Source organism: Xenorhabdus innexi (assembly GCF_002632485.1).
Classification (GTDB): domain Bacteria; phylum Pseudomonadota; class Gammaproteobacteria; order Enterobacterales; family Enterobacteriaceae; genus Xenorhabdus; species Xenorhabdus innexi.
Window position 1 is genome coordinate 1 of the sequence record NZ_NIBU01000112.1, and the last position, 5,778, is coordinate 5,778.

A 5,778-nucleotide genomic window follows, 5' to 3' on the forward strand; every position below is an offset into this window, starting at 1 on the left:
AAGGCTGGAATTTGACGGGGAATACGACCCGCTATTTCGCCTCAACGCACTGGCCGATATCGAAGACGGCTCGCCGCTGACCCTGAAAGTAGAGCGTGCCATTTTACTGAAAAGTGTGTTACAGGAGTTATCCTTCCGTGATGTCTATTCACTGCTCAACGGAACCATCACAGAAATAAACGGCTATACCGGTGGGCGTGCACGTTTACTGAAAGAGCTAAAACAGCAAACAAGCAATCCGGAAATATCAATATTAGTGGTTATTCGTGATCACATCACAGCCCTGACCGATCTTATTCAGCAACACTTATCTGCCGGTCATGCACCTGAATTTTCGCTACTCCTGAAACACCTGAATACGGTTATCGAATTCAGTCTGTTAAAACAGCCCTCAACTGAAACACCAATAACCGGTAGCGATAAAGCTGTTCCCGAATCTGCATCAAAAAAGATGAAACCGGTATCGGCTCCATCAGAAAATACGGCTGTACCACTGGCTGACTTATCACCATCCTCTTGGTATGAAGTGGAGGCACAAAATCGTGATGAAGCACGTATGTTGCTGGAAAAAGCGAAGCTCTATTTTCTCACACATGAGCCAAGTCACCCCGCTCCAATGATGATTGAGCGCATTCAACAACTGATTGATCGTAATTTTGTCGATATTATTTATGATCTTGCGCCAGAAGGGTTAAATCAGCTCGCCATTATCTTTGGTCATACGAATAATCCCGGCGCAAGTACAGATGCAGACATGGATGATATCGACTAACCGTTTTTAACATTTATTCAGATCCCCAACGAATTACTCACTCACCCCTAGATCTACCTATCTAGCCAGCATTGGAGAACGTGTCATGAAATCCAGTGGACAAAAATTTATCGCGCGCAATCGCGCACCCCGTGTCCAGATTGAATACGATGTTGAACTTTATGGTTCAGAAAAAGTGGTTCAATTGCCCTTTGTGATGGGCGTGATGGCGGATTTGGTCGGAAAATCCACCGAAGCCCAGCCCGAGGTTTCCGATCGGAAATTTTTGGAAATTGACGTGGATAACTTTGATGAGCGCATGAAGTCTATCAAACCCCGGGCCGCCTTCCAGGTTGATAACACCCTGACCGGTGAGGGTCAACTGAATGTTGAACTGGTGTTTGAAAGCATGGAGGACTTTCAACCCGATGCTATCGCGAAAAAAGTGACACCGTTGGCGAACCTGCTGGAAGCCCGTACCCAACTGGCAAACCTGCTGTCTTACATGGACGGCAAAAGTGGGGCAGAGCAACTGATTGCCGAAATACTGCAAAACCCGGCTCTGTTGAAATCACTGGCTGAAGCGCCAAAACCTGAAGACAGCCTTTCCTCTGAAGACAGCACCCCCGATTCAGATGAAGGCGCTGAAAATAAGGAGTAATTGATGAGTAAGACCGAACAAGAAACCTTGTCTCAACAAGAGCAGACGCCAAAAGAATACACGGCTGATGAGTTAAGTGTATTGCTCGGTAAGGAATTCCGCCCGCAAAGTGATCAGACCCGTGATGCCGTTGAAAATGCGGTCAAAACACTGGCTCAGCAGGCACTGGAAAATACGGTGACCCTCTCGGGGGATACCTATCGCACCATCCAGTCTCTGATTGCCGAAATTGATACCAAAATCTCCCAGCAGATGAACCATATCCTGCACCATGAGGAGTTCCAGACACTGGAAGGTGCCTGGCGGGGTCTGCATTATCTGGTCAATAACACGGAAACGGATGAGATGCTGAAAATCCGGGTGATGTGTCTGTCCAAAACAGAACTCCGCAACACCTTAAAACGCTTTAAAGGGATTAGCTGGGATCAAAGCCCGCTGTTTAAGAAAATCTATGAAGCGGAATATGGCCAGTTCGGGGGGGAACCTTTCGGCTGTCTGGTGGGGGATTACTATTTTGATCACACTGCTCCGGACGTGGAACTGTTACGCCAGATATCGCAAATCAGCGCCGCAGCCCACTGCCCGTTTATTTCGGGGGCATCCCCCAGTGTGATGCAGATGAACTCGTGGCAGGAGCTGGCTAATCCCCGTGACCTGACCAAAATCTTCCAGAATACCGAATACGCCCCCTGGCGGAGTTTACGTGAGTCAGAAGATATTCGTTACATCGGGCTTGCTTTACCACGTTTTCTGTCCCGTTTACCCTATGGTGCCCTGACTAATCCGGTGGATAACTTCAACTTTGAAGAAAATACCGCCGGGCCGACCCACGAGAATTACACCTGGGCAAATGCCGCGTATGCAATGGCGGTCAATATTAACCGTTCATTTAAACTGTATGGCTGGTGTACTTCTATCCGGGGTGTCGAATCCGGTGGTATTGTGGAAAATCTGCCCTGTTATACCTTCCCGTCTGATGACGGTGGCGTGGATATGAAATGCCCCACCGAAATTGCCATCAGTGACCGGCGCGAAGCGGAATTAGCCAAAAACGGCTTTATTCCGCTGCTGCACCGTAAAAATACTGATATGGCGGCGTTTATCGGAGCTCAGTCGCTCCAGAAGCCTTCTGAATATTATGATCCTGATGCCACGGCCAATGCCAATCTTTCAGCCCGTTTGCCCTATCTGTTTGCCTGCTGCCGTTTTGCCCATTACCTGAAATGTATTGTCCGTGACAAAGTCGGGACATTTCAGGAACGCAGTGATATGGAACGCTGGCTGAATGAGTGGATCACTAATTATGTCGATGGTGATCCGGTCAATTCATCACAGTTCACTAAGGCAAAAAAACCGCTGGCTGCCGCCGAAGTTCGGGTCGAAGAGGTAGAGAGCAACCCAGGATATTACCAGGCTAAGTTTTTCCTGCGGCCTCACTATCAATTAGAAGGCCTGACGGTTTCGCTGCGACTGGTTTCCAAATTACCCTCATTAAAAGGAGCATGATACTCACCAACTACTCTTTCCACAGAAAACCAAACGTCACTGGTTCAGTGATGATCTTCCTGTAGCAATAAACCTTTCTCAATACGTAAACGTAACGCGCTGTGTATCCCGTCAACATCGATTGGATGCACGTGTTAGTTATCTTTGCTTCATTAACCCCTTAAGATTAAGGCGAAAAATTATGTCTACTCGTTTACCAACACCCGATGCGTATATTTTCTTCACTGATATTAAAGGTGAATCAGGTGATAAAGAGCATAAAGAATGGACTGCGGTCAATTCCTTTAAAATAGATTTGTTTAACGAGATCAATAAATCTAATCAAGGAACTGGGTTAGGCGGAGGTATCGTCCACGTTGGCAACCTCCACTTAAGTCTTCTGTTTGATAAATCAGCGATAACCTTGCGTAAATTTGCTACTTCCGGGCAACATATTAAAGAAGTTAAATTAAATGTTCGTCGACAAGGTGGCTCACAAGAGGCCTGGTATCAATTGACTCTAACACAAGCCATGGTTGCGAACGCCCAGCTTGTATACGGAGATAACCATTTCTATTGTGATATCGAGCTTGCCTTCCAGAAACATAAAGAAAGCTACTTCCCGCTAGATTTTGAAGGCAAAAAAGGCGCTGAAATTACCTACACCTGGGATTCTTATACCAATAAACTGGAATAATACATCGTGGATTACCCTGATAACCTCCTTCCCCCAAGGGGGTTATCTTTATCCACACTATCCTTATCAGCAATAAGGATCCACGCTTATGCGATTCACCATTGTTAAATGTACCAGTGCAAGCCAACCAACACAACTGAGTTATGAGTTTTCTCCTCCGGGTGGCACTATCGGCAACTGTCAGGATAATAGCTGGATTTTACCTGATGAAGAGCAGAACATTGCCCGGATGCAGGTTATGGTATCAATCTCAGCAAGTGGCAAGTGTCAGATCACTAATCTGGGTTCTGCATCTGAAGTTTTGCTGAATACAATACCTGTGGCTCCTAATCGTCAGGTTGAAGTCCGCGATGGTGATGTCTTAAATATTGGCAATTATCAGATTCAGGCTATTGATACCAACAAGAAAAATACACTGCCACAGTCTGACATTCACGCTATCAATGTACCCTCTGAATCAGATGCGGGTTCGGCAGATATTCCCCATGAAGTCTGGGATGGTCTGGAACAAATTTTCACGATCCCTGATACCCCGCCTCCTTCTGGCAAGCATAAAACGCCATCCGAAAGAGACGAACATAATCCGCTACTTTCCGCCAGACATCAGGAAAACGATGAACGTAACCCCATTGATCCACTGGCAAAAATAAAGAAAACAGCCGATCTGGAAACACTACAGCGGCGTGTGAAAGATCCTGTGACTATGTTCAACTCAGATAGCCTCTTCCGGCAGGAAGATATTCTTAATAACAATACACCGACAACCTTATTTCAGAATGATAAGGACTATGACATTGAATATAGTGATAAGGAAAATGCACTTGATCCACTGGAATTATTTTCTGATCATAGTGTTAAATCTAAACAAAATACGAAAAATGAGGACCCGTTGGATTTGATGTTAGACACCGCAATACCACTGACATCTTCTGACCACCCCCAAATTTCCGAACCTAAATCTACTTCTGCAACACAGCCCGCATCTGAGCATCATCCGCAATCAGTTCCCCCGCTCTTCACAACAGAAGAATTATCCAGAGAACTGAGTAAAGATTTAGCCACAAATCAGTTTGGGGTCGAAATAGAAAAAACTGAGGGTAAAGGTGAAGATGCCTTCTTTATTCCACCCAATAAACAGACTAATACGAATCATCAGGTCAATACACCGGATATATCACCGCATATCACGGCTGATGATCCGATTTATGATCGGCTGAATATTGACCCAATCAGCCACAGCGCCGATGAACCCGTTACCGACGGTATTACACTGGATGGGAAATTGCTGGCCGCACTACTGGAGGGCATGGGACTCAACAATCTCCGTCAGCCCCATTTTGATGAGCACCGCATGTACCAGCTCGGTCAGCTGGTCAGTCAGTTGACTCAGGGCATTGTGGCACTCAATACCTCACGTACGCTACTGAAACGGGAAGCCGAAGCCGGAATGACTCAACTGTTATCCGATGCAAATAACCCCTTCAAACTGTTGCCTTCCGGTCAGGCGGTACTGGTGCAGATGTTTGGGGATCATATGCCGGGGTTTATGTCTGCTGAACAGGCCACCCGCGATATTTTAACGGAATTACAGGCGCATCAACTGGGTATGATTGCCGGGATGCGGGCCATTACATTCGATATCCTGCAACTCTTTCATCCCACTCTGATTGAACAAAAAGCCCGGGATGAAGGCGGTATGCCACGTTTGTCATTATCTTCCACCTACAAAGCGGCATTATGGGAGTTTCTGACTAAGCATTATCAAAAAACCGCCCATGAATTTGAGCACCATTCCGGCCTGTTTGGTAAAAATTTTCTGGCAGCCTATGAAAGCGAAGTGAATAACTATAAAAACACCCAGAGAAAAATAAAGAAACAGTCACGCTGACATCGTCAGCTTCTCAGAGACAAAGCTCCCATCCATTTTAAATCACAACCTGAAAAACGGCGGGAACACTGCTTTTCAGTATACCCATCCCATTGCCCACAGTTATTATCATCACGACGAATAGGTATCTTATGAATGACAACATAACTTCAATACGTGATGGTTATCATCGTCCGGGTAATCCCAGACACATCACGGCCAGAGACAAAATGCAGCCTTCCCTGCTGGACAGGCTCACGGATAATGACCCCGATAAGAAAAAAGAGGCCACCAGTCATCACCTGATATCACACAGC

5 protein-coding genes are annotated in these 5,778 nt (G+C 46.2%); all 5 read left to right on the plus strand.

From position 1 onward, the window contains the following. Window positions 1-772 (plus strand): type VI secretion system protein TssA (locus Xinn_RS22260; protein WP_099137776.1); only part of this gene is annotated, 772 nt, incomplete at its 5' end. An 85-nt stretch (window positions 773-857) separates the two neighbouring features. Then, window positions 858-1,412, plus strand: a complete 555-nt coding sequence (gene tssB / locus Xinn_RS19780; RefSeq protein WP_086953330.1) for a type VI secretion system contractile sheath small subunit — start codon at window positions 858-860, stop codon at window positions 1,410-1,412. A 3-nt stretch (window positions 1,413-1,415) separates the two neighbouring features. Continuing rightward, window positions 1,416-2,918, plus strand: coding sequence for a type VI secretion system contractile sheath large subunit (tssC, locus tag Xinn_RS19785; protein WP_086953331.1), 1,503 nt, complete (start codon window positions 1,416-1,418; stop codon window positions 2,916-2,918). Window positions 2,919-3,099: 181 nt separating this feature from the next. Continuing rightward, the gene (locus Xinn_RS19790) at window positions 3,100-3,594 is read left to right on the plus strand and encodes an Hcp family type VI secretion system effector (RefSeq protein WP_086953332.1); all 495 of its coding nucleotides are present in this window, start codon (window positions 3,100-3,102) and stop codon (window positions 3,592-3,594) included. 88 nt (window positions 3,595-3,682) lie between these two features. Then, window positions 3,683-5,482, plus strand: a complete 1,800-nt coding sequence (locus Xinn_RS19795; RefSeq protein ID WP_086953333.1) for a type VI secretion system-associated FHA domain protein — start codon at window positions 3,683-3,685, stop codon at window positions 5,480-5,482. Window positions 5,483-5,778 lie beyond the last annotated feature (296 nt).

Coding starts and splice junctions, on each gene's coding strand:
- tssB (WP_086953330.1), top strand. CDS start 858: ATGAAATCCAGTGGACAAAAATTTATCGCGCGCAATCGCGCACCCCGT.
- tssC (WP_086953331.1), top strand. CDS start 1,416: ATGAGTAAGACCGAACAAGAAACCTTGTCTCAACAAGAGCAGACGCCA.
- Xinn_RS19790 (WP_086953332.1), top strand. CDS start 3,100: ATGTCTACTCGTTTACCAACACCCGATGCGTATATTTTCTTCACTGAT.
- Xinn_RS19795 (WP_086953333.1), top strand. CDS start 3,683: ATGCGATTCACCATTGTTAAATGTACCAGTGCAAGCCAACCAACACAA.